The organism is Prauserella marina (assembly GCF_002240355.1).
Classification (GTDB): Bacteria; Actinomycetota; Actinomycetes; order Mycobacteriales; family Pseudonocardiaceae; genus Prauserella_A; species Prauserella_A marina.
The window spans coordinates 6,209,458-6,232,616 of sequence record NZ_CP016353.1 but is presented as its reverse complement, the minus strand read 5'-3'; the positions used below and the strand labels follow the sequence as shown (position 1 = coordinate 6,232,616).

The following is a 23,159-nucleotide window of genomic DNA, read 5'->3' as shown; positions in this document are numbered from 1 at the left end:
GAGCCCAGGTTACCCGGTATTTTTCGACATCAGGAGCGCGCTGGCGATCGCGGCGAGACCTTCGCCTCGGCCGGTGAGCCCAAGCCCGTCCGTCGTCGTCCCCGCGACGCTGACGGGGCAGCCGAGCGCGTCGCCGAGCACCCGTTGCGCTTCGGCCCGCCGAGTACCTATTCGCGGCGCGTTGCCGATGACCTGGACGGTCGCGTTGCCGATCACCAGGCCCTGCTCCTCGACGAGCCGGCGCACTTCCGCGAGGAGTTCGGCACCGTGCGCACCGGCCCAACGGGGTTGGCCGGTACCGAAAACCGCACCGAGATCGCCGAGCCCCGCCGCGGAAAGCACCGCGTCACAGAGCGCGTGCGAGGCAACGTCGCCGTCGGAATGCCCGGCACAGCCGGATATTCCCGGCCAGTGCAGTCCGGCGATCCAACACTCCTTGCCGGTTTCTATCGGGTGAACATCAATGCCTTGACCGATTCTCACGGGGTGCCTTCTGCTGCGAGTAATGCTTCGATCACAGCCAGGTCGAATGCCGAGACGAGACGCATTCCGTGGGGATGTCCAGCCACGGTCCGCACTTTGGCGCCCAGTTCGGTCAATGGATCGCCGGTATTGGTTCCGCGCAGTGTCGCCGCGCGAAACCCTTGAGGCGCCTGAATGGAACGAAGCAGTGTTCGATCGCGGGTTCCGCGAATGACGTCGTCGGAATCGACGATTTTGATCGTGTCCGTGACCGGTTCCACCGGCACGGCCGCGACGGCTCCCGCTTTGAGTTCGGAGACCACGGCGGTAAAAGTAGCCGTAGGAGTGAACGGGCGAGATGCGTCGTGTACGAGTACGAGGTCCGTTGGCTCAGGAGAACTGGCCGTGAGGGCCGATCGCATCGATTCGATGCGATCGCCACCTCCGGCCAGTACCTTCACTTCCGCGTCGTTGACCAGCGCGAGCGCTGCCGAATACGCGGCTACGTTGTGCGGCGGGCCCGCTACGACAACCCGGTCCACGCAACCGGAGCGCAACAAGCCGCGAACGGCATGTGACAACAGCGGCTCGCCTCGAAACCGGGTCAGCGCCCCTGAATGGTGTCGATCCCGATTGCCAAGGGGAACCAGTGCGATGACGTTCAGGGTTACTAGACCGCCGCGGTTTCCAGAACCTCGTCGAGTAGCACCTCGGCCTTGCCTTCGTCGGTGCCCTCGGCGAGTGCCAACTCGCTTACCAGAATTTGCCGCGCCTTGGCCAGCATCCGCTTCTCACCTGCGGAAAGGCCGCGGTCCTTTTCACGTCGCCAGAGGTCGCGCACCACTTCGGCCACCTTGTTGACATCGCCTGAGGCGAGTTTCTCAAGGTTGGCCTTGTACCGGCGAGACCAGTTTGTCGGCTCGTCGGTGTGAGGAGCACGCAACACGTCGAAAACGCGGTTAAGCCCGTCCTGGCCCACGACATCACGAACGCCGACGATTTCGGCGTTGTCTGCGGGGACGCGAACAGTGAGATCTCCCTGCGCGACCTTGAGCACGAGATACTGCTTTTCCTCGCCCTTGATCACGCGTGTCTCAATCGCTTCGATGAGTGCGGCACCGTGGTGCGGGTAGACGACGGTCTCTCCGACCTTGAAAACCATGTGTCCTCTGCCCCTTTCGCTTCATCCAGCTTAGCACGGAGGCTCAAAGGGTAACCAGCTACCCGCGCTCGTCCTTGCAGGTCAGTGGCCTAATCAGCAAACGGCCGGGGGTTGACAAACGCGTAATTCGTGTACTCACGCTGGTGGTGGCGACACCATTCCTTGTTTCGCTCCAATCCGCTTCTAATCCATTGTGGACGACAAATCCCGCCGACCGGGGCGCGTGTTGCGGCCGAACGCCCACCACGTGCCGCGTCACATCGGACCGCCGGATAGTCTGCGCGGCAGGGTTATGACCCCGGCTAGGGAGGATTCGGAGAAGTGAAACGTCGCATGCTGGGCGCAGCCGCGTTCGGTCTCGGTGCCGCGTTGCTGGTGACGGGTTGCGGGGCAGGGCAGATCACTCAGACGGACACCCAGGTCGCGGCCGTCAACGGTGCGGAGGCTCAGGTCGGCACCATGGCCATCCGCAACGCGGAGCTGGCCTACCCCTCCGGTGGTGAGCCCGCCGTTCACACCGAGGGGTCCAACGCCGACGTGCTGATGAGCATCGTCAACCAGAGCTTGGAGGAAGACCAGCTGGTCTCCGCCAGCTCCGAGAACGCCGACAGTGTCGAGCTCGGGGGCGAGCGCGCCATCCCTGGCAACACGACGCTCGCCATCGGCCCCACGGCGCCCGGCGGTGAGCAGCAGCTCCACGGCACCATCACCTTGCAGGGCCTGAAGCAAGAGGTCCGGCCCGGTCAGAACCTGGTCATCACCCTCACGTTCCGCGAAGCGGGCGAGGTGCAGGTCGACCTGCCCGTCATGGCGCCGACCGAGCCGCGTGCCTCCGAGGAGGAGCACGAAGAGGGCGGCGGTCACTGACTGTCGGTCCCTCCGGCTAGTTTCCGCACGTGGTCAAAAAGGCGTCCAGCAGCTTCCGGTGTGCCGAGTGCGGCCTTGAGGTCGCCAAGTGGGTAGGCCGGTGTCCTGAATGTCAGGCGTGGGGCACGATCGAGGAGCGGGGCGAGAGCAGGCCGCCCATCGCGAGGGTCGCCGCGGGGGCGCCGAGCGCGCCCGCTCGCCCCATCGCCCACGTCGACATCGAGAGTTCGCGGGCTGCCGAGACGGGGGTCTCCGAACTCGATCGCGTCCTCGGCGGCGGTCTCGTGCCTGGCGCGGTCGTTCTGTTGGCCGGCGAACCCGGTGTCGGCAAGTCGACATTGTTGCTTGAGGTGGCACACCGCTGGGCCGAGCGAGCCAAGGCCGCGCCCGCGCTGTACGTCACGGGCGAGGAATCCGCCGGGCAAGTCAGGCTGCGTGCCGAAAGAACCGGCAACGTGCACGAGCGGATGTACCTCGCGGCGGAAAGCGATCTCGGCGCCATCCTCGGTCACGTCGACGACGTCAAGCCGGGGCTGCTGATCGTCGACTCGGTGCAGACGATGTCGTCGCCGCAGGTGGACAACGCCCCCGGCGGGGTCACCCAGGTCCGCGCCGTCACGGCCGGGCTCGTGGCGCTCGCTAAAGAACGCGGGTTGCCGATCGTGCTCGTCGGTCACGTCACGAAGGACGGTTCCGTCGCCGGTCCCCGCGTGCTCGAACACCTCGTCGACGTCGTGCTGCACTTCGAAGGCGATCGGCACTCGACGCTGCGGCTGGTGCGCGGGGTCAAGAACCGGTTCGGTGCCGCCGACGAGATCGGCTGCTTCGAGTTGAGGGACGACGGCATCGTCGGCGTTCCCGATCCATCGGGGCTGTTCCTGAACCGCCACGCCGAGGCCGTCCCCGGCACGTCGGTCACCGTGACCGTCGAGGGCAAGCGCCCGTTGCTCGGCGAGGTGCAGGCGCTCGTCGGCCGTTCGACGCTCAACCAGCCGAGGCGCGCGGTGAGCGGGCTCGACTCCTCCAGGGTGAGCATGGTGCTCGCGGTGCTGGAGAAACGGGGCCGGATCCAGCTCGGCGACAAGGACATCTACACCGCGACCGTCGGCGGCATGAAGGTCACCGAGCCCGCCGTCGACCTCGCCGTCGCGCTGGCGGTGTCCTCAGCCTTCACCGACACCGCGTTGTCCCCGAGGCTCGTCGCCATCGGCGAGGTCGGCCTCGCAGGGGAGGTACGCCGGATCACCGGGGTCGGCAGGCGGCTCGCGGAAGCCGTGCGGCTCGGCTTCACACACGCCCTCGTGCCACCCGACGCCGGTCCGATGCCCGAAGGCATCCAGGCGCTGGAGGTCGGCGACCTCGCAGGCGCGCTGCATGCCGTCAAGTACGTTCCGGTCGGCTGAGGGTCACTCGGCAAGCAGCCTCGCGCAGCGGATGAGGCCAAGGTGCGAATATGCCTGCGGGTGGTTGCCGAGCGAGCGCTCCGCGACGGGGTCGTACTGCTCGGGAAGCAGTCCCGTCGGGCCGGCAGCGTCGACGAGCTGCTGGAACAGTTCCTGAGCCTCGGTGCGGCGGCCGGTCAGCAGGTACGCCTCGATCATCCAGGCCGCGCACAGGTGGAAGCCGCCCTCGTCTCCCGGCAGCCCGTCATCCCTCCGGTAGCGGTAGACCGTCGAGCCGCTGCGCAGTTCCGCCTCGATCGCGGTGACCGTCGACTGGAAGCGCTCGTCGGCCGGATCGAGCAACCCGGAAAGCCCGACGAACAACGAAGCCGCGTCGAGATCGACACCGTCGTAGGCGGTCGTGTAAGCGCGGACCTCGTCGTTCCAGCCGTGTTCGAGCACGTCGTGCGCGATGGTGTCCCTGAGCTGCGCCCATCCCTCCGGAACGGGGCGGCCGTAGATTTCGCCGAGTTTGATCGCCCTGTCCAGCGTCACCCAGCACATCACCCGCGAGTAGACGCGGTGCCGGGGTACGTGCCGCTCTTCCCAGATGCCGTGATCCGGTTCGTCCCAGCGCCGCTTCACGGCCTCCGCCATGGCCCTGACCAGCTGCCAGTCCTGGTCGCGCAGGTTCCCCCTCGCCTCGGCGAGCGTCATCACCAGCTCGACGACGGGCCCGAACACGTCGAGCTGAACCTGATGGTTGGCGAGGTTGCCGACCCGGACCGGCCGGGAGCCCTTGTAGCCGGGCAGGGAATCGATCACGGCTTCCGCGCCGAGCTGGGTTCCGGCCAGCGTGTACAGCGGGTGCAGCCGCTCCGGGCCTGCGAGGGTGGCGAGGACGCCGTGCAGCCAGCGGAGGAACCCTTCGGCTTCGTCGAGCGAGCCGAGACTCACCAGCTCACGAACCGTCATCGCGCCGTCGCGGATCCAGCAGTACCGGTAGTCCCAGTTGCGGACCCCGCCGATCTCCTCTGGGAGCGAGGTCGTCGCGGCTGCCATCACGCCGCCGGTGTCGGAGTTGGCGAGGCCGCGCAGCGTGAGCGCTGAGCGTGCCACCAGCTCGGGCTCGACGTTCGGCAGCTTCAGCGTCGTCGCCCACTCGCTCCAGTACTCGCCTGCTCTCCCACGGCGGTCGATCTCGGAAAGCTGGTGCGGGCCGAGGTCGGTGGTGCCGCAGCGCAGTTCGAGCACGACCGGCTGGGTCGCGGTCGGCTGGACGAGCGCCTTCGCCGTGTCGTGCATGCCGTCGTTGGTGATCTCCCATTGGACCCCCGGAGCGCGCAGCACGAACGGCTCCGAGGTACCGAGCACCCTGAGCCCGTCCTGCTCCTGGATCAGGCTGACCGGGACGCCGCCGAACTCGGGACGTGGCGCGAAGACGATGGACGCGGTTGCCTCGCCGGAGATCACCCTGACGAGATCGGTCCTGTGGGTGGCGCACTCCGGTTCGAGGTAGTCCGTGACCAGCAGCCGTGACCAGCGCGTTTCCACGGTCATCGTGTTGGGGAGGTAGCGCTGGCCGAGCGGCAGGCCGTTGCGGTCGGGTTTGATCGAGAAGTGCCCCGCGCTCTCGCTGCCGAGCAGATCGGCGAACACCGCGGCCGCGTCGGGCCCCGGATGGCACAGCCAGGTCAGCTTCGCGTCGGGGGTGAGCAAAGCCACCGCGCGCTCGGAGGCGAGCATCGAGATTCGCTCGATGGGAGGCGACTGCTCGCCGTACAGCCAGTTGCGGCGCTCTTCGAGCATGAACGCCAGCACGGTGGCGACCTCTTCGGTGTCGCCGACGCGGTACTGCGCGGCCGAATCGCCGTCGCCGACCTTGATGCCGAGGTCGGGGCCGGTCAACCTGACGAACGCCTTCTCGTCGGTGACGTCGTCGCCGACGAACACGGCCGCTGTCGCGCCCGCCTGGTGCCGCAACGTGTCGAGCGCGTTGCCCTTGTCGGTCTGGATGACGGAAAGTTCGACGACCTCTTTGCCGTCCGTCGTCGAGACTCCCTCCCACCTACTGGGTCCACTGTGGACGGATTCGATGATCCGCTTCGCTTCGGCCCTTTCGGCCCTGCGAACGTGCACTGCGATGCTCGCGGGCTTGACTTCGAGCGAGGCGCCGCGCACCCCGTCGATGAGCCGGTCCAGTTCCTCCTCGACCCTGCGATGCAGATCCTTCGCCTCGGCGTCGATCTCGTGGACGAAGCCGATGTCGAACTCGGAACCATGACTGCCGACGAGGTGGACCTCGGCGGGTAGCCGGGAAAGGGTGGCGAGGTCGCGCAGCGCTCTTCCCGAGATCACGGCCGTCGTCGTCTCGTGCAGCCCGGCCAGCGAACGCAGCGCGCCGACCGACTCGGAACGGGCTCTCGCCTCGTCGGGGTTCTCGGTGATCGGCGCCAGCGTTCCGTCGTAGTCGCAGGCGACCAGCAGGCGCGGCGTCCTGGCGATCTGCACGATCGCGCGCCGCAGCTCAGCGGGCAGGGCCTCGGCGGTCAACACTCCTCCTTCAGGAGCCAGGCGGTGGGCTGGAAGTCAGGCGGCCGGTTCGGATCCCAGAGCTTCCAGGAACGAGCGGGCCCATCTGTCGACATCGTGGGTCAGAACCTGACGACGCAAGGCGCGCATCCGGCGTCGACCTTCCGCGGGATCGAGCGTAATAGCCTGTTCGAGTGCGTTCTTCACCCCGTCCAAATCATGCGGGTTGACCAGGAAAGCGCTGCTCAACTCGGCAGCGGCTCCCGCGAATTCGGACAGCACGAGCGCCCCGCCGAGGTCGTGCCTGCACGCGACGTATTCCTTGCAGACGAGGTTCATGCCGTCACGCAGTGGCGTCACGACCATGATGTCCGCGGCGGAGAAGAAGGCGGCGAGTTCCTTGCGGTTCACCGATTGGTGCAGGTAATGCACGACGGGGTGGCCCACTTTGGCAAACTCGCCGTTGATGCGACCGACCATCTGCTCGATCTCACCACGCATCCGCTGGTAGTGCTCGACGCGTTCCCTGCTGGGGGTGGCGAGTTGGACGAAGGTCACGTCCTCGGGATTGACCCTGCCCTCCTGGAGCAGTTCGTGGAATGCCTGTAGCCGCAGGTCGATGCCCTTGGTGTAGTCGAGCCGGTCGACGCCGAGCAGGATCGTCTTCGGGTTGCCGAGGTCGCTCCTGACCTGCGCTGCCCGCTCGGAAACAGCCTTAGTCCTCGACAGCGCGTCGAGTCCCGCCGCGTCGATCGAGATCGGGAACGCGCCAACGCGCACCGTGCGGTCGCCGACCTGCACCATGCCCGGCCTCGACCGGACACCGACCGAACCTCGGCTCGGTTCGAGGCCGATGAGCTGCCTCGCCAGCCACAGGAAGTTCTGCGCACCGCCGGGGCGATGGAAGCCGACGAGGTCGGCCCCGATGAGCCCGCGCACGATCTCCGCGCGCCACGGCAACTGCATGAACAGTTCGACTGGTGGGAAGGGAATGTGCAGGAAGAAGCCGATGCGCAGGTCGGGCCGCAACTCCCTGAGCATGCTCGGTACGAGCTGGAGCTGGTAGTCCTGCACCCAGACCGTGGCGCCCTCGTCCGCGACGGCCGCGCTGGCCTCCGCGAACCGGCGATTGACCCTGACGTAGCTTTCCCACCAGCTCCGGTCGAAGATCGGCGGCGCGACCACGTCGTGGTACAGCGGCCACAGCGTCGCGTTGGAGAACCCCTCGTAGTAGTCCCTGACGTCAGCCGAACTGAGGGATACGGGATGGAGGATGAGCCCTTCGTCGGTGAACTCGTCGACCTCGACGTCCGGTACACCGGGCCAACCGACCCAGGCGCCTTTACGGGAGCGGAGGAACGGCTCAAGCGCGGACACGAGCCCGCCGGGGCTCTGTGTCCAGCGCTGGGTGCCATCGGCCGCGCGATCGAGGTCGACCGGTAGCCGGTTGGCTACGACGACGAACTCGGCTCTTGCCTCGGACGGCTCCGCGTTTCCCTCGGACGGCATGCTTTGAACAGTATCGTGCGAGACCTATTCCAGGCGTTGTCCAGTGTCGAGGGGACCGGCCAGCCTTGGTCCGGACAGCTTGCGTTCCAGCCTGCCGAGCCCTGTTCGCACGGGCTGCGCGAGGAACTCACCGAGCACGACGCCCGCCGCCAGCGCGAGCCCGATGGCGATGGCTCCCATCAGCGTTCCCATGCTTCCGCCGTCCGCCAAATCGGAAAGGCCCCGGTAGGTCGCGAGACCAGGCAGCAGCGGTGTGATGCCGGAAACCGCGACCACGAGTGGCGTCACCTGTAGCCGCCTCGACAGCACACCGCCGCCGAAACCGACGAGAGTCGCGGCGACCGCCGAGGCGATGATCGGACTGGCGCCTGTGGCGAGCAGCAGGCCGTACGATCCGGCGCCAACCCCGCCCGCAATGGCCGCGACCAGCAACGGCCGCAGTTTCGAGTACGAGGCGAGCGCGAAGCACGCCGCGGCGCCACAGCCCGCGACCAGCGTGATGAGCACGCCGACGGCAGTGACATCGGGCACAGCGGCTGTCGGCGGTGGTGCGATCGGCGCGCCGAGCTGGTTCGCGATGCTGATCGCGAACGCGACACCCGTGATGAGTCCCGCACTCATCAACACCACTTCCAACGTGCGGCCCGCCGCGGTGACGTAGTAGCCGGTGATGGCGTCCTGCACCGCCGACACCGTCGAGAGTCCCGAGAGCAACACGGTCAGTGCCGCCGCGACGACCAGTGTCGGCTGGAGCGGGAAGAAGTCGAGATTCACGATGCCGATCGCGGCGAGCGTCGCCACGAATCCGCCTGCCACCTGCTGGAAGAAGAACGGGAGCTGAAGCCTGTTCAGCCGCCGCCCTACCCGGTCTACGACGGCACTGATGACGAAGGAGATGAACGGGGCCCAGCCGGTGCCGCCGAGCAGGAGTGTGATGAAACCGGCCATCCCGCCCCACGCCAGCGTCGACACCCAGCGGGGGTAAGGGTGCTTGGCGTTGGTGATCTGGTGCAGCTCGGTGTAGGCGTCCTCGGTGCTGATGCGGTTGCGCAGCAGCTTCTGCACGAGACGTTCGGTGTCCGAAAGGCGCGTGTAGTCGAGGCTGCGGCTCCTGACCACGCGGACAGCGGTGACCGGTGACAGTTCGCTACCACGATGGCAACTCACGGTGATCGACGTGAAAATGACGTCGACCTCACAATGGGGTAGACCCAGTGCGCGCGTCAGGGCCAGGATCGTCGCGGTGACGTCGGAAGCACCGGCGCCGCTTGCCATCTGAACCTCGCCGATGCGCAGGACGAGGTCGAGCACCAGATGGACGGTGGCTTCGTCGGGAAGTTGCGGGCCCATCGTGGCGGTCGTGTCGACGACGGGAAGCTCACCTGTCGGTGCCTCAAGGATGTGCCATGCGCGTCGGCTGCTCTTGCGGCTCTGCGGTTGGCGTCGACCGTGCTTGTCGGACTGATCCTCGGCTGGTGCCTCCAGGATCTGCCACGCGTGCCGGCGGTTCGGCGCCGTTCTCGCGCGCGGCCTGAGTTTCATTTCCCACCTCCTTCGCAGGTTTCCCGGGGAGCATCGACCGACGTGCTCTCGCTGTTGCACCCTTACCGGAGTGGCGTTTGCCACGTTTTCCGATCACGAAGCCGCATGACCAATTTAGCGCTAGAAACGGTCTTGAACCGGCCCGTGAAGTCGCGCGACCAGGTGCCGTCGTGAAGCGGGCTGCCGATATAGTGGTCGCGCGACCACGGCGTGACAGTGGGAGCAGGCCGACATAGCTCAGTTGGTAGAGCAGCTGTCTTGTAAACAGCAGGTCAGGGGTTCGAGTCCCCTTGTCGGCTCACTTTGTGCGGGGCGTTTTCGGGGGCTTTGGTCCGGGTTTCGGGTTTGCCTTTCTTGCCCGGTTTGATGGGCGGTCCACACGCTTGGGGAGCATCGGTGGAGTGGCGCGTCCAGGACCTGGCGGCCGAGGCGGAGCGGACCACCCCGCGTGCGCGGGGAGCACCTGTGCCTTGCTGTCAAGGACATCATCAGAACCGGACCACCCCCGCGTGCGCGGGGAGCACATCATGTCCGCCCGCCCGGTTTGGCGGCACTGGGGACCACCCCCGCGTGCGCGGGGAGCACAGACCATCGGGTCGATCATCCGCTGGCTGATGGGACCACCCCCGCGTGCGCGGGGGAGCACTCGAACTCGGCGACACCGCTCCGGTCGTGACGTGGACCACCCCCGCGTGCGCGGGGAGCACCCAGGCCGGTCCCGTCAACATTGAGTCTCAGTGGGACCACCCCCGCGTGCGCGGGGAGCACGTGGCATGGGTGCTGGATGTCGAGTCCGAGCCTGGACCACCCCCGCGTGCGCCGGGAGTACCCTTTTTGACCTGCGGGTTTGCGGGCGAAAGACTCGAAATTTTGGCCACGGTACGAGCTGGATTCTATAGCTCAGCGCATACCGATCGATGGGTTCACCGCGCCAATTCGACAAGCGGCGCCGTCACGCTGTCACTTACGTCAGTCGGCGGCGTCGTTCCGGTCGCCGCGCTCGATCAGTGTGGTCAGCAGCTCGGCGATCTGAGCCTGCCCTGCCGCGGTCGCATCGAGTTTGCCACGCATCTCCATGAACCCCGCGTTGGTCGATTCGCGTAGTTCCCGCAGTTCTTGGCGGGTCTCCCGCAGATCCTCGCGGGTGGCGTTGTGCAGATTGGTGTTGTGGGTACGGAAGTCACGCAGTTCGCTGGTGAGGTCGGCGACGTCGCGGTCGGCGCCACGCGCGAGGACTTGCGCGGCTGCGGCATCCTTGGCGACCCGCTGTAGATGCGTGCGCAGATCCGCGACCTCGGTCTGTAGTGCGGCCACGGCGGCGGCAAGGTCATCCGGCTCCTGCGACATGCGCGCAGCTTACCGGTCTCGCGGGTCACGGCACTCTGCACGTCGCGGGGATTTCCCGATGCCCGGACTCCCCACCTGCGCCGGGAGCGCATCGGACCGAACATGCGCATGGGGCAGCTCCGGACCCCGCGTGTGCGGGGAGCACCGTAAGCGCTCGTCCACATTGGTTGAACCAATACGTCGTGGCGATGTCTTCGGCTCACCCGATGCCCGGCTTCGTCGAGCCTTCCGTCGACCTTTCGAGCCGACTCGGCCACCACTTACGCTGCCGCTGACGGTTTCACCACTTGGCGGGAGAGGACGTGCCATGCTGGATCTGCTGTTGCGGGATGTACGAGCACTGACCATGACCGGCGAACACGGGTTCGCGCACACGGTCGGGGTGCTCGGTGGACGCATCGTCGGTGTCGACGATGACGTCGAAGGACTTTCCGCGACCACGGTTTTCGATGGTGAAGGCGCCGTGCTCACCCCGGGATTCTCCGACGTTCACAACCACATGGTCTGGTACGGACTTTCGCTCGCCGAGATCGACCTTTCCGGATGCCGCAGTCACCAAGAGGTCTACGACGCGGTCGCGCGGCGCGCGAGCGGCATGCCCTCCGACGCCTGGGTCATCGGGTCGGGCTACGACGACTTCGTGCTCGGCGGGCATCCGGGCAGGGCCGAACTCGACAGGGCTGGCGGAGGGCGGCCCGTGTGGCTCAAGCACCGGTCGGCTCACATGTGCGTCGCGAGTACCGCGATTCTCGCCGAAGCCGGTGTGCTCGACGGTTCCGCGACGGTGCCAGAGGGCGGGGTTGTCAGCAAAGATGAGGCGGGTGAGCCGACGGGCCTGCTCGCGGAGCAGGCACAGCAACTCGTCGACGCGCTGGTCAAGCCCTACCCCGTCGAGGAACTTGCCGACGCCATCGCGCGGGCGGGCAAGGCCTACGTCGCGGAAGGACTCACCCACGTGACCGAAGCCGGAATCGGCGGCGGCTGGATCGGGCACAGTCCAGCCGAGGCCGCCGCGTATCAACTCGCCCGTCGACGCGGCGATCTCCCGTTGCGGGTGGAGCTGATGCCTGCGAGCGAGGTGCTGCATCCCTTGCACGGCAATGCTTTCGGGCTCGATCTCGGCCTGCACACCGGATTCGGCGACGACTTCCTCCGCATCGGGCCGATGAAAATCTTCACCGACGGGGCACTGTCCAGCCGTACCGCGGCTGTCAGCGAACCCTTCCACGGGCACGGTGGAGTCGGCGTGCTCCAGGACGATCCCGTCGTGCTGCGCGATCGGATCGTCGCCGCACACAAGGGCGGTTGGCGCGTCGCCGCGCACGCCATCGGTGACAGGGCGATCGACCTCGCGCTCGACGCGTTCGCGGAGGCACAGCGGCAGCTTCCCCGCGCCGGCGTCCGGCACCGCATCGAACACGCCGCCATGGTGCGACCGGAACAGCTCGCAAGAATGGCCGAACTGAACATCATCCCGGTCCCGCAAGCGCGTTTCCTCTACGAGATCGGCGACACGATGGCCGAGGCGGTCGGTGAGGAACGCATCCCGTGGTTGTACCGGCACCGGTCCTTTGTGGATGCCGGACTGCGGGTTCCAGGCAGCTCCGACCGGCCGTGTGTGTCGCGAGGCGCGCCGCTTTCGAGTATGCGGTCCATGGTGGAGCGCACCAGCAAGGCCGGTGTCGTGCTCAGTCCCGACGAACGGGTCGACGCCACGGAAGCACTGCGCGCGTACACGACGCACGCGGCGTGGACGGCATGTCAGGAAAACGAACGCGGCAGTATCCGGAAGGGCGCCTTCGCCGATTTCGTTCTGCTCGACGACGACCCGACGACGGTGCCGAGTGCCGCGATCGATGACATCGAAGTGCTGGCCACCTTCGTGGCGGGGCAGCCCGTGTATGGGGCGGAGAAGATCAGGGGCGAGTAGGAAGGCGATTGATCCCGCGCGGCGGCTCGGTCGTCGTCGCGGGATCAATCCCTGGGCGTCGCGAAACGGTGGAAGGCGATGGTTTCCGAGGAATTGGCGGCTCCGGTCTCGTAGAGCAGCCCGATGGTTCCCCGCTCGATCTCCACGAGGTCGGAGTAGGCGGCGTGCGCTTCGGACACGGTGTACGCCTCCCGCCAGTTTCTTCCTCCATCCGCGCTGACCCGGATGCTCATCGACCTCCGCGAGTCCGGATTGGACGGACCAGAGAACAGGAGTGTCTTGGGGTGACTGGCTTGCAGGACGCTTCCTTGGACTCTCGGTCCGACGATCGTCGGCTGCTCACGGTAAGGTGCGACAAGCGTGGCTCCGCCGTCCCCGCTGTAGGCGTCGACGCGTTCGCCAGGTGAAGTGCCGTGGTCACGGCTGTTGAAGTACAGCGTGCCGTCGGGCAGTTCGGCCACCGTCGTCTCGTTCGCCGCGATGTGGCCGTCGTTGCGGTCGTCCACGAAGCCGATTCGCCAGCTTCGGCCGCCGTCGTCGCTCAGCAGACAGTGCCCGCCATAGTATTTCTGCTCCGTTCCGACGTCGGGCGAACCGGCAGGCGGAGCGCTCGAATGGTTGGCGGGAACCACGATCCGGCCCGCGTACCTGCCGCCGCGCAAGACGATCGCGTGGCAAGGTCCGGTCGCGTACCAGCGCCAGTTGGCCTCCTTGGCTTCGGCGGTGATTTCCCTCGCCTCGGTGAAGGTGAGCCCGTCGTCGAAACTGTGCTGTACGAACACTCTTCTACTGTCCTCATCGGACACGGTGCCCGACATGATTTCCTCTTCGGTCACCCTGCCGTTGCGGGTGGTCACCAGCACGATGGTGCCGTCGGCGAGTACGACGGGGCTCGGGTTTCCCGCGGTCGCGTCGCCGTTGCGGGAGATCACGGCAAGTGGTCCCCACGTTCTGCCGCCATCCGTCGAGCGGCGCAGCACGACTTCGATGGCACCGGAATCGCCTGCCGATTCGAGCCTGCCTTCCGCGAAGGCGAGTAGCTGCCCTGTCCTCGTGCGGACGAGAGCGGGGATCCGGAAGGTGTGATAACCCTCCGTCCCCGAGCGGTAGGGGATCGACGTGGCACGGCTCGCCATCGCGGCGCTCGCCGGTGCTGCGACGGCGAGCCCCGCCGCGGTTGCTGCGGCGAGCGAGAGAACGGTGCGTCGGGACATGGCGGACATCGCTCCAGCCTCCTTGCTGAACGTCGCCAAGACATAGGACGTCCTATGGGACGGTAGGGCTTGTGCGGTCGACGGTCAAGATCGGGATCGGCGAGCGATGAGTTTTCGGCGCGGACCTGGTCGGACTCACAGGACGGCAGGGCTGGAGGCTACGTGGTGTGGGTACTCGGGCGCTCCGTCGACTACCTGCTTGGCGCGCTCCGCTTCGCTCGCGGCGCCGCGCCGTCGTCACCGACGCCGTGCGCGGGCTGGGATTTGCGCACGCTCCTTGGCCACCTCGACGATTCACTCGACGCGCTCGCCGAGGCGGCGGGAAGAGGGCGCGTCGCACTCGAAGCCGAGCCCGGCAGCGGCAGTTCCGTTGATGGCCTGCGCGAACGGGCACGCGCGTTGCCTCCCGCATGGAGCGGCGTCTCGGAGGTCACGATCGGAGGCGTGCCCGTCGAGCCGGACGTCGTACTGGCGGCCGGTTCGATCGAACTCGCCGTGCACGGCTGGGATGTGGCGACTGCGTGCGGGGTGCGGGGAGCCATGCCCGACGACCTGGCTCTCGCGCTGTGGCAGGTGGCCCCGACGCTGGTCACCAAGGCTGACCGGCCGTGGCGATTTGCCGAGCCGGTTCCGGTTTCAGCGGGCTCGGGTACCGGCGATCGGCTGCTCGCCTTTCTCGGCCGCGTTCCCCTGTGAAGGTGCCTGCCGAGTCAAGGGCAGCTCGAACATCCCGAACACGGCGGTGTCCATGAAGTTCGCGACCTGGCTGATGCCGTCGGCCGTGACGGTGAGGACCTGGACCGTGAAAGCGTTGTACTCGCCCGTTTTCTCGTCCAGCAAATACATCGCGAAAGTGGGCTGGCCGTTCGCGCGGAGCGGGAGAATGAGGACCTTGCCCGGCTGTGCGGGACAGCGGTGGGTCAGATGGTGGGCGACATCGGTCCTACCCTGGTACCACGACGCGTACGGCGGCATTTCCCACACGATGTCCGCGGTGAAGAGGGCGATCAGTTCGGTGACGTCCTTGCGCTCGAACGCGGAAACGTAGCGATCGAGGAGTTCACGCTGCTGGGAGCTGTCCGGCTCGGCGACGGTGTCGAGGTGGGGAGCGATTTCGGCGAGTTGGGCCCTCGCGCGCTGCAAGGTGCTGTTGACGGCGGCCGTCGAGATGCCGACGGTGTCGGCGACCTCGGCAGCGCGCCATTTCAGCACGTCGCGCAGGATCAACACGGCGCGTTGCCGTTCGGGGAGATGCTGGAGCGCGGCGACGAAGGCCAACCGCACGCTCTCCCTTTCGGTGACGATGCTGGCGGGGTCGTCCTCTGTCGTCTGGGGGTCGGGCAGCGGTTCCAGCCATCGGATGTCGTGTCGTTCCGCGAGGTCGCCGCTCGGGTCGGAGCTGCCGTTGCCGAGGCCACTGGGCATGGGGCGGCGCTTGCGATTCTCTAGTGCGGTGAGACAGGTCGTCGTCGCGATGCGGTGGAGCCAGGTGCGCAGTGACGACCTGCCCTCGAAGCGGTCGTAGGCGCGCCAGGCGCGCAGGTAGGTCTCCTGCACGAGGTCTTCAGCGTCGTGAGCGGAACCGAGCATGCGGTAACAGTGTGCGAGCAGCTCCCGTCGGAACGGGTCCGCCTGGCGCAGAAACTCCTGGTCGACGGTGGTGTTGGCCATGGTTCTGTCCCTCTCGCTGCCTGTGGTTTCCATCTTGACAGAACCCACCGACGAAACCCCGAATCCAGCCGGGAGCCGGGAGCCCTGCGTATGCGCGAGTTCTGCGTTCAGGACGGCGAGATCCGCACTCAGGCGCGTGAGATCCGCGCTCAGGACGTCGAGATCCGCGTTCAGGTCGGCGAGTTCCCCATCGGCTGGTGTCAGCCGAATTGCGGGAGATCCAGCGCTGCAACTGGCTACTTTGTGTCGCCAATTAGGCGCAGTGAGTGCCAGGACCCGAGCGCGGATCTCGCCGTCCTGGGTGCGGGACTCGCGGGCGGTCACAAGGGTGGAATGAACTCCACTCGCCAGCTCCCGTCGACTTGCCCGACGGCGACCCGGTACGAAAACGTCACGCGCGAACCCTGGTTCCCAGCGGCAGGCCTTGTCGAAGCACGTTCGCCCCGGATCTCGGCAGCCTTCGGATCCCTCGGGTCTGGCAACAAGGTGACGGTGATCGCCGACGCGTTCACCTCGTCGAGTCTGGCGAGGTACGCCTTGGCGAAGTCGTCGACTTCGGCGACGGGGTAGCCGACCACTTCCGCGAGCGCCCCCGCGTCGCGCGCGTTCAAGGCCGTCGCCAGCTGGCGCTGGAGTTGTTGCGGTGAGTCCACGCCGATCTCCGGCTGACGTGCGATCTGCACGGTCACGACGGCCAGCCACACGACGACGATCGCGACAACCGCGAGGACGAACCGGTGGCGAAGCATGGTCGACACAGTAGCTTGCGGATGATATGACGCCGGGGACGTGAGCTAAGCCGTGATCATCTCCCGGCAGCACGCTGCCAAGCGCCCGGCGGCGAACGTCAATCCCTGCGCCGATAGTCCTGGCATCGTCAACTTCCTGACGGTCGTTGCCAGAATAGCTAGTTTGACCTGGGGTCGGCTGACGCCGAGCGCGGCAGGATCTGGGCCTTCCACAGTGGACATTCCGGCGCGGAATCCGATGCCGGGACACTATTCATGCAGAGCGGTGACCAGAGCGATTATCCGGTTCGGGTCGAGGCAATGGGAGGCGGTCGACAATTCCGCTGACCTCTCGATTGGCGGGAGGCGCGAAGAGTGAGCGCATGCGCAGAAATACGTGTTCCGCGCGTACCGCGGGCCAGTCCGATGGCAGGTGTTCGAGGGGAAGTCCAGGATCGGTGCGCAGCAACAGGGTCCACTCGGTGTGCATGCGGAGCTGTCGCGCCAGTATGTCCTCATCGGACGGAATGGTATCGACGCTGTCCCAGCGGGCAAGGAACTCTCGGTATCCCGCGGACAACTCGGCCAAGTCCCACGTTTCCGAGATCATTTCGTGGATATCCGTGGGATGTAGTGTTGTCGCCCGAAACGCCTTGACGTTTTCGGCGACGTCGAGGCCATCGAGCAGCCGGTCGACGTCGATCGGTCTCGGGGTGATCCAGAGTCCATTCTGTAGCGGGCCGAAACCGGCCCACGCGAGCCGCGAACGCAGTAGATGGCGGTCGGATCGCCTGGTTTCCGGAAGCGAGAAACCGAGTACGGTCCAGTGTCCGTCCCAACTGCGGTTGACGGCCTGCTTGACGCGTTCGGCCCCTTCCTCAAGCACGTTCACCGTATGCTCGGTGAGCGAGAGATAGACTCTTTTGCCTTCCCGGTGTCGTTCGAGGAGGCCGCGCCTTGTCATTCGGGAGAAGGTCGAGCGTGCCGCGTGCTCACCGACACCCACGCGAGCCAAAACGTCGATGAGACTTCCGGAATAGACGGCTTCGGTTCGGCCGAGGAAATGGGCGGCGAAGAAGTTGAGCAACAGCGCCTGAGGGCGCTGCCATGTCGCGCCGGCAGGGTCCGCTTCGTCGTCGGCGTGCATTCGTCCTCCCAGCCGATGTCCTCCACCTGTGACTTCAATCGTAAGACAACGTCGACGGGGCAGGTCGCCGGTAGGCGGTTGCCCGCTGAGCAAGATGGTCATTGTTGTGGTGATCGTTGCTTGGCTGCCGAAGTTGACTTTGATTGTCGCGCTCGTGTGCGACGAGATCGGGTGCGAGTTCTTGAACACGGAACTCGGTAGCACAGATGCAGCACTCGCCGTCCTGAGTGCAGAACTCGGCGTCCTGAACGGGGGACTCGCGCAACGGAACGGGAACGGGGACGGCTGGGGCTCAGTGGTCAGGTGGTCAGCGTCACCAGGGTGTCCAGTCCGGAAAGCTGGATCACCTTCTGGGTCGGAGAGCCTGGCGGGACCATCAGTTCGCACGACGTTTGCAGCAGCCGCAACCTGTCGGCCAGCGCGAACAGGATGCGCAGGCCCGCACTGTCGATGTAGTCAAGGCCGCTGAGGTCGATCCGTACCGCGGTGACGCGATTGCTGATCGAGGCGAACAGTCGATCCCGCACCACGGCGGAATTCGAAAGGTCGATCTCGCCACTGATCGCGAGGTCGACTCGTTCGGCAGCGTGATCGCGGATCTCGACGTGTGCCGTCGTCACGAGAGCGCCTCGCTTTCCGGTGTCGTCGGGGAGTGGTCGGATCCGGTGATCGGCAAGGTTTTCCTGCCATGCTCACCGGTCGCATCGGACAGCGGCTCAGATGATGTCACCTCGGGCGGCGCCGCGTCCTGTGACGCGACCCCAGAAGCGGACACCCCCGACCCCGTCCGGGGCAGCGCTCCGGACGGCCCCCCTGATTCCTCCGCCCTCGCGGCGAGTCGTCTGCGGATGTGCGCCGTCGTGCCCTTCGCCGTGTGTTCGAAGCGCAGGTCGTCGGCGAGTTTGCGCATGAGTTCGGTGCCCTTGCCGCGATTCCTGCCGCGCGGCTCGCGCCACGTTCCCTCGTCGCTCACGGTGACGAGCACATCGGGGGCACGCCGTTCGAGCCGGATCCGGACGGTGCCACCGACAGGACCGTAGGCGTGCTCGATCGCGTTGGCGCAGGCTTCGCCGACGACGACCAGCAATTCGCCCACCTCATTCTCGTCGGCACCGGCCGACGGCAGCCAACGGCGCAACGCGGCTCTGACCTCCGCGAGCGACTGCGGCACCGCGTCAATCTCGAAGTCGAGCACGGGCAGTTCTCGCGCACGGATGGCCAGCACCGCGACGTCGTCTTCGTTGCGCTCGCTGCCCAGCAGTCCCGCGAGCACCGCCGAGCACAGCTCATCTGCGGTCTCTCCGCTGAAACAGTCAGCCAGCAGCGCGAGTCCTTCACTCAACGACCGGTTTCGTCGTTCGACGAGGCCGTCCGTGTAGAAGAGGACGAGCGTTTCGAGTGGGACGTCGATGATGGTGGTTCGCCGCCGCAGCGCTCCTGAGCCGTAGCCGACCGGAGGGTCGACCGGGACGTCGGCGGGTGCTGGAGGCCCCTGCGGCGGTGCGACGACGGGACTCAGGTGTCCGGCGAGCGAAATGTGCATGCGCCGTAACGTCGGCTCCCACATGGCGTAGGCGATGGTTGCCATCGTGTCCGGTTCGAATGTCCTGATGTGCCTGTCGAGCTTCGTCAGCACTTCACTGGGGTCACGGGATTCGAGCGCGTAGGCCCTTGTGGCTGTCCGAAGTCTGCTCATGACGGTCGCCGCCGCGAGCCCTCTTCCCACGACATCACCGATGGCGACGCACAACCAGCCGGAAGGCAGAGTGAAAACGTCGTACCAGTCTCCGCTGATGTCGCCGCCGTCGCCGGGTGCGTAGCGGGCGGCGAGTTCGAGCCCAGGAACATCGGGTAGTCGTGCGGGAAGCAGCGAGCGTTGTAGTGCCGATGCGGCGGCCTTCTCGACCCGGGTCAGCTTGGCGTGCGTGCTGAGCGCCACCCGGTCGGCCGCAAGGCGCAGCAGGTGCAGGTCCTGATCAGTGAAGCCGACCCTCTTGACGGCGCCGACATGAAGCACGCCGAGCAGTTCGCCGCCGGTGATCAGTGGTACCCCGGCGAGTGAGCGTATTCCCTTCCGCCACAGGAGCGGATTGATGACGGTCGTGGAATCCACCTGGTCGATCGTCAGTGCCTGCCTTGTCGCGGCGATCTTGCCCGCGAAGCCTTCGCCGACACCGATTCGGAAGCCTTGGCGTACTTCTTCTTCGATTCCCGACGATGCGGTGGCTACGAGATGACGACCGTCGCGGTCGAGCAGCAGTACGGTCGCGGTGTCGGCTCTGAGAATGCTCCTGACGCGTTCGAGCAGTTGGTGGAGTAGTTCCTCGACATCGAGTTCGCCGAGTGTGGTGTCCGTAATGGCTTCGATGCGGCGCAACCGGTCTTCGGCGTCGTCGGAATCGACCGACTTCGGCATGTGGCGAGCATAGCCGGGCAGCCACGGTCCGGCAGTGCTCATGGTGATGGCCTGGGATTTCCCACGAAGACTTGGCACGGGGTGAACCGAAACGACATGATCATCGACGTGGTGGCTACGCGATACGAGAACATCGAGGCATTCGACGGCGGGAACTTCGACGCCTATTGGGCCGTACCCGATTCGACGCCGGGCGCGGGGATCGTCCTGCTTCAGGAAGTCTTCGGTATCAACGACAACATGCGACAGTTGGCCGCTGAACTGGCCGGTCATGGCTACGTGACCGTCGTTCCCGACATGTTCTGGCGGCTCCAGCGCGGCTTCGAGAGCAAGGACGAGTCGGGAATCCAGGAGGGAATGGGGCTCGCGCAGCGACTGGACTTCACAGCGGCCGTCGCGGACATGACCGCCACGATGAGGGCGCTCAGGGCGATGCCGGAGTGCGATGGCCGGGTCGGTGCTGCCGGCTTCTGTCTCGGCGGCACGCTCGCATACCTCTTCGCGACGTCGGTGCGCGACGAGGGGCGCGGCCCGGACGCCGTCGTCTCCTACTACGGCTCCGCTGTGCACGCGATGCTGGAGAAGGTGGGCGACATCGACTGTCCGATGCTGTTCCACTATGGCGACGCCGATCCCTACATTTCCACTGAGCAGATCGCCGCCGTGGAAGCGGCCGTCGCGGGAAGGCCGGACATCGCGGTGCACCACTACGATGCGGGGCACGCGTTCTCGAACTTCGACGCACCGTCCTTCTATCAGCGTGATGCCGCTGATCTCGCGTGGGGAAGGACCCTTGCTTTCTTCGACGATCGGTTGTCGGGCTAAAGCCGGGGCCGGTCGGTGGCCAAGAGCGGTTCGAAGAGATCGCCGATGTCCCTGACGCGTTCGAGCACGTCGTCAGCGGTGAAAACAAGGTCGTCGGGGCGCTCGCACGTCTGGACCTCGTCCCAGTCGAGCGGGGTCGAAACGGTGGGGAGCGCGCGGGCTCGAAGCGAATAGGGCGCCACGGTGGTCTTCTGGGTGTTGTTCTGGCTCCAGTCGATGAATACCTTGCGGGGCCGCAGGTTTCTGGCCATGCGCGAGGTGACGAGCCCGGGATCGTCCTGTTCCAGCTTTTCGGCCAGCTCCTTGGCGTAGGTCCTCGTCCGGTCGGCCGAGCCGACGGTGACCGGAGAGTAGAGCTGCATGCCCTTCGATCCGCTCGTCTTGGGGTATACGGTGAGCCCATCGGCTTCGAGTGCTTCGCGAAGTCGTGCCGCGACGGTGCAGCATTCCACGATGGTGGCCGGTGGTCCTGGGTCGAGGTCGAAGACGAGAAGGTCGGGATCCCGCTTTCCGTCACGAGGGCCGACAGTCCATTGTGGAATATGCAGTTCGAGGCTGGCGAGCTGCGCTGCCCACACCAACGTCGGCAGGTCCTGGACGAGCGCGTAGTCCGCCGACTCGGCGCCGCGTGAGCTGCCGGGAGTCTCGATGCGGACAGTGCGCACCCAGTCGGGCGCGTGCCGTGAGACGTTCTTCTCGAAGAACGAGGTCGCTTCGACGCCGTTGGGATAGCGCTTCAAGGTCAGGGGTCTGTCCCGTACGTGCGGAAGCAGTACGGGCGCGATGCGCGCGTAGTAGTCGATGACCTCGCCCTTGGTGAATCCCACCTCCGGGTACAGGATTTTGTCCAAGTTGGATAGTCGGAGCCTGCGGCCTTCGATGTCGACGAGGGAGTCCGTCATGTGTGGTCACCACGATCTTCCCAATGGGGAACCTCGGCGGGGTCGAGGTCGGGTCGCAGGCCGCGCCAAGCCGGAGCCCGCAGCCTTCCCTCCTCCGTCCAATCCTTGAAGACGACCTCGGCGACCAGCGTGGGCGCGACCCACCTCGCGCCCTTGGCCCGCTCTTTCGGTACTTCGTTGCCGAACGGGGAACTGTCCTGTTCGGACCGGCTGAGGGTGGCGAGCAGATCGCGAAGCATTCCCTCGGTGAACCCGGTTCCGACCTGGCCGACGTAGCGAAGACCTTCGGCGGAGGGCGCCCCGAGCATCAGCGAGCCGAACGTACCGGCCCGCTTGCCTTCACCTGGCCGCCAGCCGCCGACGATGACGTCGAGCGTCCGCAGTTCGGTGATCTTGAGCCAATCGGCGGAGCGTTGCCCCTGTTGATACGTCGAAGCGAGACGTTTCGCGATGACGCCCTCCAGTTGTTGTTCCCCTGCCGCCGCGACGACGGCCGCGCCCTCGCCGGTGAAGCTCGGCGAAAGCTGCCAGTTGGATCCTCCCAGTTCGAGTTTTTCCAGCAGTTCCCTCCGTCGCTCGTAGGGAAGCACCGTGCACGCGTGCCCTTCGAGGTGCAGCAGGTCGAAGATCAGGTAGGTGACGGGCTGGTGTTTGGCGAGCTGTTTGGCTCGCTGTTCTCCCGCGTGCATCCTCGCCTGGAGTGCCTTGAAGCTGGGCCTTCCCCCGTGCAGCGCGACGATCTCGCCGTCGAGCCAAGCCTGTGTGCTGCCGAGTTGTTCACCGACCCCGCGCAGTTCGGGATAGGTCGCCGTGATGTCGTTGCCGCTTCGCGCGAAGAGGCCGAGCCTGCCGCCCTCGATTCTGGCGAGCGCCCTGACCCCGTCCCATTTGAACTCGTAGGCCCAGTCGTCGTCCCGTTCGGCAGCGGGCAGTGATCCGCTGACCGCGAGCATGGGTTCGACGCGTTCGGGCAGGGCCGCCCAATCCGGATCGCTTGCCGGGTCCGAGCGGATCACCTGCCACTCCTCGCCACTGCGGAAGAACACGTACTTGCCGCTCACCCGTTCGCCGTGGAACACGACCGACACCTCGCGATCGGACCACTTGAGCGTTTCGTACCGTCCGCTGTCCCAGATGGTCATGCTTCCCGCGCCGTACTCGCCCTTGGGGATCTCACCCGAGAAGGTGGCGTACTCCATCGGGTGGTCCTCGGTGCGCACGGCGAGCCGGACGGTGCCGGGCGCAGGCGGGAGGCCCTTCGGCACGGCCCACGACACGAGCACTCCGCCTCGTTCCAGCCTCACGTCCCAGTGCAGTTGGCGTGCGTGATGCTCGTGGATCACGTACGTGTCGTCGGCGCCGCGTGGCTCGACCGCCTCGGAGCCGGGGAACGGTTCCGGCGTGCGGTCCGCACGTCGTTTTCGCCGGTATTCGTCGAGCTTGCGCTCCATAGGAACGGTCTACCCGATCGCGGCGCTCCGGTCACCTGGTAGCCGGGTCGGGGGAGCACGCAGTTGATCAAC

20 protein-coding genes and 1 tRNA gene are annotated in these 23,159 nt (G+C 66.4%); 6 read left to right on the top strand and 15 right to left on the bottom strand.

Going from position 1 to position 23,159, the window contains the following annotated elements; genetic code table 11:
* Positions 1 to 9: 9 nt before the first annotated feature.
* The 3 genes from ispF to BAY61_RS28875 form a co-directional block, all read right to left on the bottom strand.
* Entirely contained in the window at positions 10 to 483 is a 474-nt protein-coding gene (ispF, locus tag BAY61_RS28885; RefSeq protein ID WP_091803058.1) for a 2-C-methyl-D-erythritol 2,4-cyclodiphosphate synthase, read from the bottom strand.
* Positions 480 to 1,070: an IspD/TarI family cytidylyltransferase gene (locus tag BAY61_RS28880; RefSeq protein ID WP_245866305.1), complete on the bottom strand. Its 591-nt coding sequence runs from the start codon at positions 1,068 to 1,070 to the stop codon at positions 480 to 482. The genes ispF and BAY61_RS28880 overlap by 4 nt, the downstream gene beginning before the upstream one ends.
* A gap of 62 nt (positions 1,071 to 1,132) precedes the next feature.
* Positions 1,133 to 1,624, bottom strand: a complete 492-nt coding sequence (locus BAY61_RS28875) for a CarD family transcriptional regulator (protein ID WP_009156479.1) — start codon at positions 1,622 to 1,624, stop codon at positions 1,133 to 1,135.
* A 333-nt stretch (positions 1,625 to 1,957) separates the two neighbouring features.
* Between BAY61_RS28875 and BAY61_RS28870 the strand changes: the two genes are divergently transcribed.
* The gene (locus tag BAY61_RS28870) at positions 1,958 to 2,491 is read left to right on the top strand and encodes a copper chaperone PCu(A)C domain-containing protein (RefSeq protein ID WP_091803063.1); all 534 of its coding nucleotides are present in this window, start codon (positions 1,958 to 1,960) and stop codon (positions 2,489 to 2,491) included.
* Positions 2,492 to 2,520: 29 nt separating this feature from the next.
* Positions 2,521 to 3,894: a DNA repair protein RadA gene (radA, locus tag BAY61_RS28865; protein WP_091803066.1), complete on the top strand. Its 1,374-nt coding sequence runs from the start codon at positions 2,521 to 2,523 to the stop codon at positions 3,892 to 3,894.
* A 3-nt stretch (positions 3,895 to 3,897) separates the two neighbouring features.
* Here the strand turns inward: radA and otsB are convergent, their stop codons facing one another.
* Genes otsB through BAY61_RS28850 form a run of 3 tightly spaced genes read right to left on the bottom strand, consistent with a single transcriptional unit; the run spans position 3,898 to position 9,456 of the window.
* Positions 3,898 to 6,426 (bottom strand): trehalose-phosphatase, encoded by a 2,529-nt coding sequence (gene otsB / locus BAY61_RS28860; protein WP_091803869.1) that lies wholly within the window; start codon positions 6,424 to 6,426, stop codon positions 3,898 to 3,900.
* A gap of 36 nt (positions 6,427 to 6,462) precedes the next feature.
* Positions 6,463 to 7,914, bottom strand: coding sequence for an alpha,alpha-trehalose-phosphate synthase (UDP-forming) (locus BAY61_RS28855; protein ID WP_091803069.1), 1,452 nt, complete (start codon positions 7,912 to 7,914; stop codon positions 6,463 to 6,465).
* 24 nt (positions 7,915 to 7,938) lie between these two features.
* Positions 7,939 to 9,456 (bottom strand): threonine/serine exporter family protein, encoded by a 1,518-nt coding sequence (locus BAY61_RS28850; RefSeq protein ID WP_091803072.1) that lies wholly within the window; start codon positions 9,454 to 9,456, stop codon positions 7,939 to 7,941.
* A 226-nt stretch (positions 9,457 to 9,682) separates the two neighbouring features.
* Here BAY61_RS28850 and BAY61_RS28845 point away from each other — a divergent pair.
* A tRNA-Thr gene (locus BAY61_RS28845) sits at positions 9,683 to 9,755 on the top strand.
* 670 nt (positions 9,756 to 10,425) lie between these two features.
* Here the strand turns inward: BAY61_RS28845 and BAY61_RS28840 are convergent.
* Complete coding sequence (locus BAY61_RS28840; protein ID WP_170140168.1) at positions 10,426 to 10,803, bottom strand: hypothetical protein; 378 nt, start codon at positions 10,801 to 10,803, stop codon at positions 10,426 to 10,428.
* 307 nt (positions 10,804 to 11,110) lie between these two features.
* On the opposite strand from BAY61_RS28840, the gene BAY61_RS28835 reads away from it, so the two are divergent.
* A complete protein-coding gene (locus tag BAY61_RS28835; protein ID WP_091803075.1) occupies positions 11,111 to 12,733 on the top strand; it encodes an amidohydrolase in 1,623 nt (540 codons plus the stop codon).
* 44 nt (positions 12,734 to 12,777) lie between these two features.
* On the opposite strand, the gene BAY61_RS28830 is transcribed toward BAY61_RS28835, so the two are convergent.
* Entirely contained in the window at positions 12,778 to 13,956 is a 1,179-nt protein-coding gene (locus BAY61_RS28830; RefSeq protein WP_091803078.1) for a sialidase family protein, read from the bottom strand.
* Positions 13,957 to 14,109: 153 nt separating this feature from the next.
* Between BAY61_RS28830 and BAY61_RS28825 the strand changes: the two genes are divergently transcribed.
* Positions 14,110 to 14,643, top strand: coding sequence for a TIGR03086 family metal-binding protein (locus BAY61_RS28825; RefSeq protein WP_170140169.1), 534 nt, complete (start codon positions 14,110 to 14,112; stop codon positions 14,641 to 14,643).
* On the opposite strand, the gene BAY61_RS28820 is transcribed toward BAY61_RS28825, so the two are convergent.
* The 5 genes from BAY61_RS28820 to BAY61_RS28800 all read right to left on the bottom strand — a co-directional run bounded on the left by BAY61_RS28820 (position 14,584) and on the right by BAY61_RS28800 (position 19,909).
* Entirely contained in the window at positions 14,584 to 15,651 is a 1,068-nt protein-coding gene (locus BAY61_RS28820) for a sigma-70 family RNA polymerase sigma factor (protein ID WP_091803083.1), read from the bottom strand. The two genes, BAY61_RS28825 and BAY61_RS28820, sit on opposite strands and share 60 nt — an antisense overlap.
* A 287-nt stretch (positions 15,652 to 15,938) precedes the next feature.
* Positions 15,939 to 16,367, bottom strand: a complete 429-nt coding sequence (locus BAY61_RS28815) for a hypothetical protein (protein WP_091803086.1) — start codon at positions 16,365 to 16,367, stop codon at positions 15,939 to 15,941.
* A 253-nt stretch (positions 16,368 to 16,620) separates the two neighbouring features.
* Positions 16,621 to 17,682 (bottom strand): PaaX family transcriptional regulator, encoded by a 1,062-nt coding sequence (locus tag BAY61_RS28810; RefSeq protein WP_245865517.1) that lies wholly within the window; start codon positions 17,680 to 17,682, stop codon positions 16,621 to 16,623.
* Between the two features lie 110 nt (positions 17,683 to 17,792).
* A complete protein-coding gene (locus BAY61_RS28805) occupies positions 17,793 to 18,113 on the bottom strand; it encodes an STAS domain-containing protein (RefSeq protein WP_091803091.1) in 321 nt (106 codons plus the stop codon).
* Positions 18,110 to 19,909, bottom strand: a complete 1,800-nt coding sequence (locus BAY61_RS28800) for an ATP-binding SpoIIE family protein phosphatase (RefSeq protein WP_091803094.1) — start codon at positions 19,907 to 19,909, stop codon at positions 18,110 to 18,112. Before BAY61_RS28800 ends, BAY61_RS28805 begins: the two co-directional genes overlap by 4 nt.
* 108 nt (positions 19,910 to 20,017) lie before the next feature.
* On the opposite strand from BAY61_RS28800, the gene BAY61_RS28795 reads away from it, so the two are divergent.
* On the top strand, positions 20,018 to 20,734 hold the full coding sequence (locus tag BAY61_RS28795; RefSeq protein ID WP_420848792.1) for a dienelactone hydrolase family protein: 717 nt from the start codon (positions 20,018 to 20,020) through the stop codon (positions 20,732 to 20,734).
* On the opposite strand, the gene ligD (BAY61_RS28790) is transcribed toward BAY61_RS28795, so the two are convergent.
* Both ligD (BAY61_RS28790) and ligD (BAY61_RS28785) read right to left on the bottom strand, forming a co-directional pair.
* The gene (ligD, locus tag BAY61_RS28790) at positions 20,731 to 21,636 is read right to left on the bottom strand and encodes a non-homologous end-joining DNA ligase (protein WP_091803096.1); all 906 of its coding nucleotides are present in this window, start codon (positions 21,634 to 21,636) and stop codon (positions 20,731 to 20,733) included. The genes BAY61_RS28795 and ligD (BAY61_RS28790) overlap by 4 nt on opposite strands.
* On the bottom strand, positions 21,633 to 23,087 hold the full coding sequence (gene ligD, locus BAY61_RS28785) for a non-homologous end-joining DNA ligase (RefSeq protein WP_091803099.1): 1,455 nt from the start codon (positions 23,085 to 23,087) through the stop codon (positions 21,633 to 21,635). Before ligD (BAY61_RS28785) ends, ligD (BAY61_RS28790) begins: the two co-directional genes overlap by 4 nt.
* Between the last annotated feature and the right edge of the window lie 72 nt (positions 23,088 to 23,159).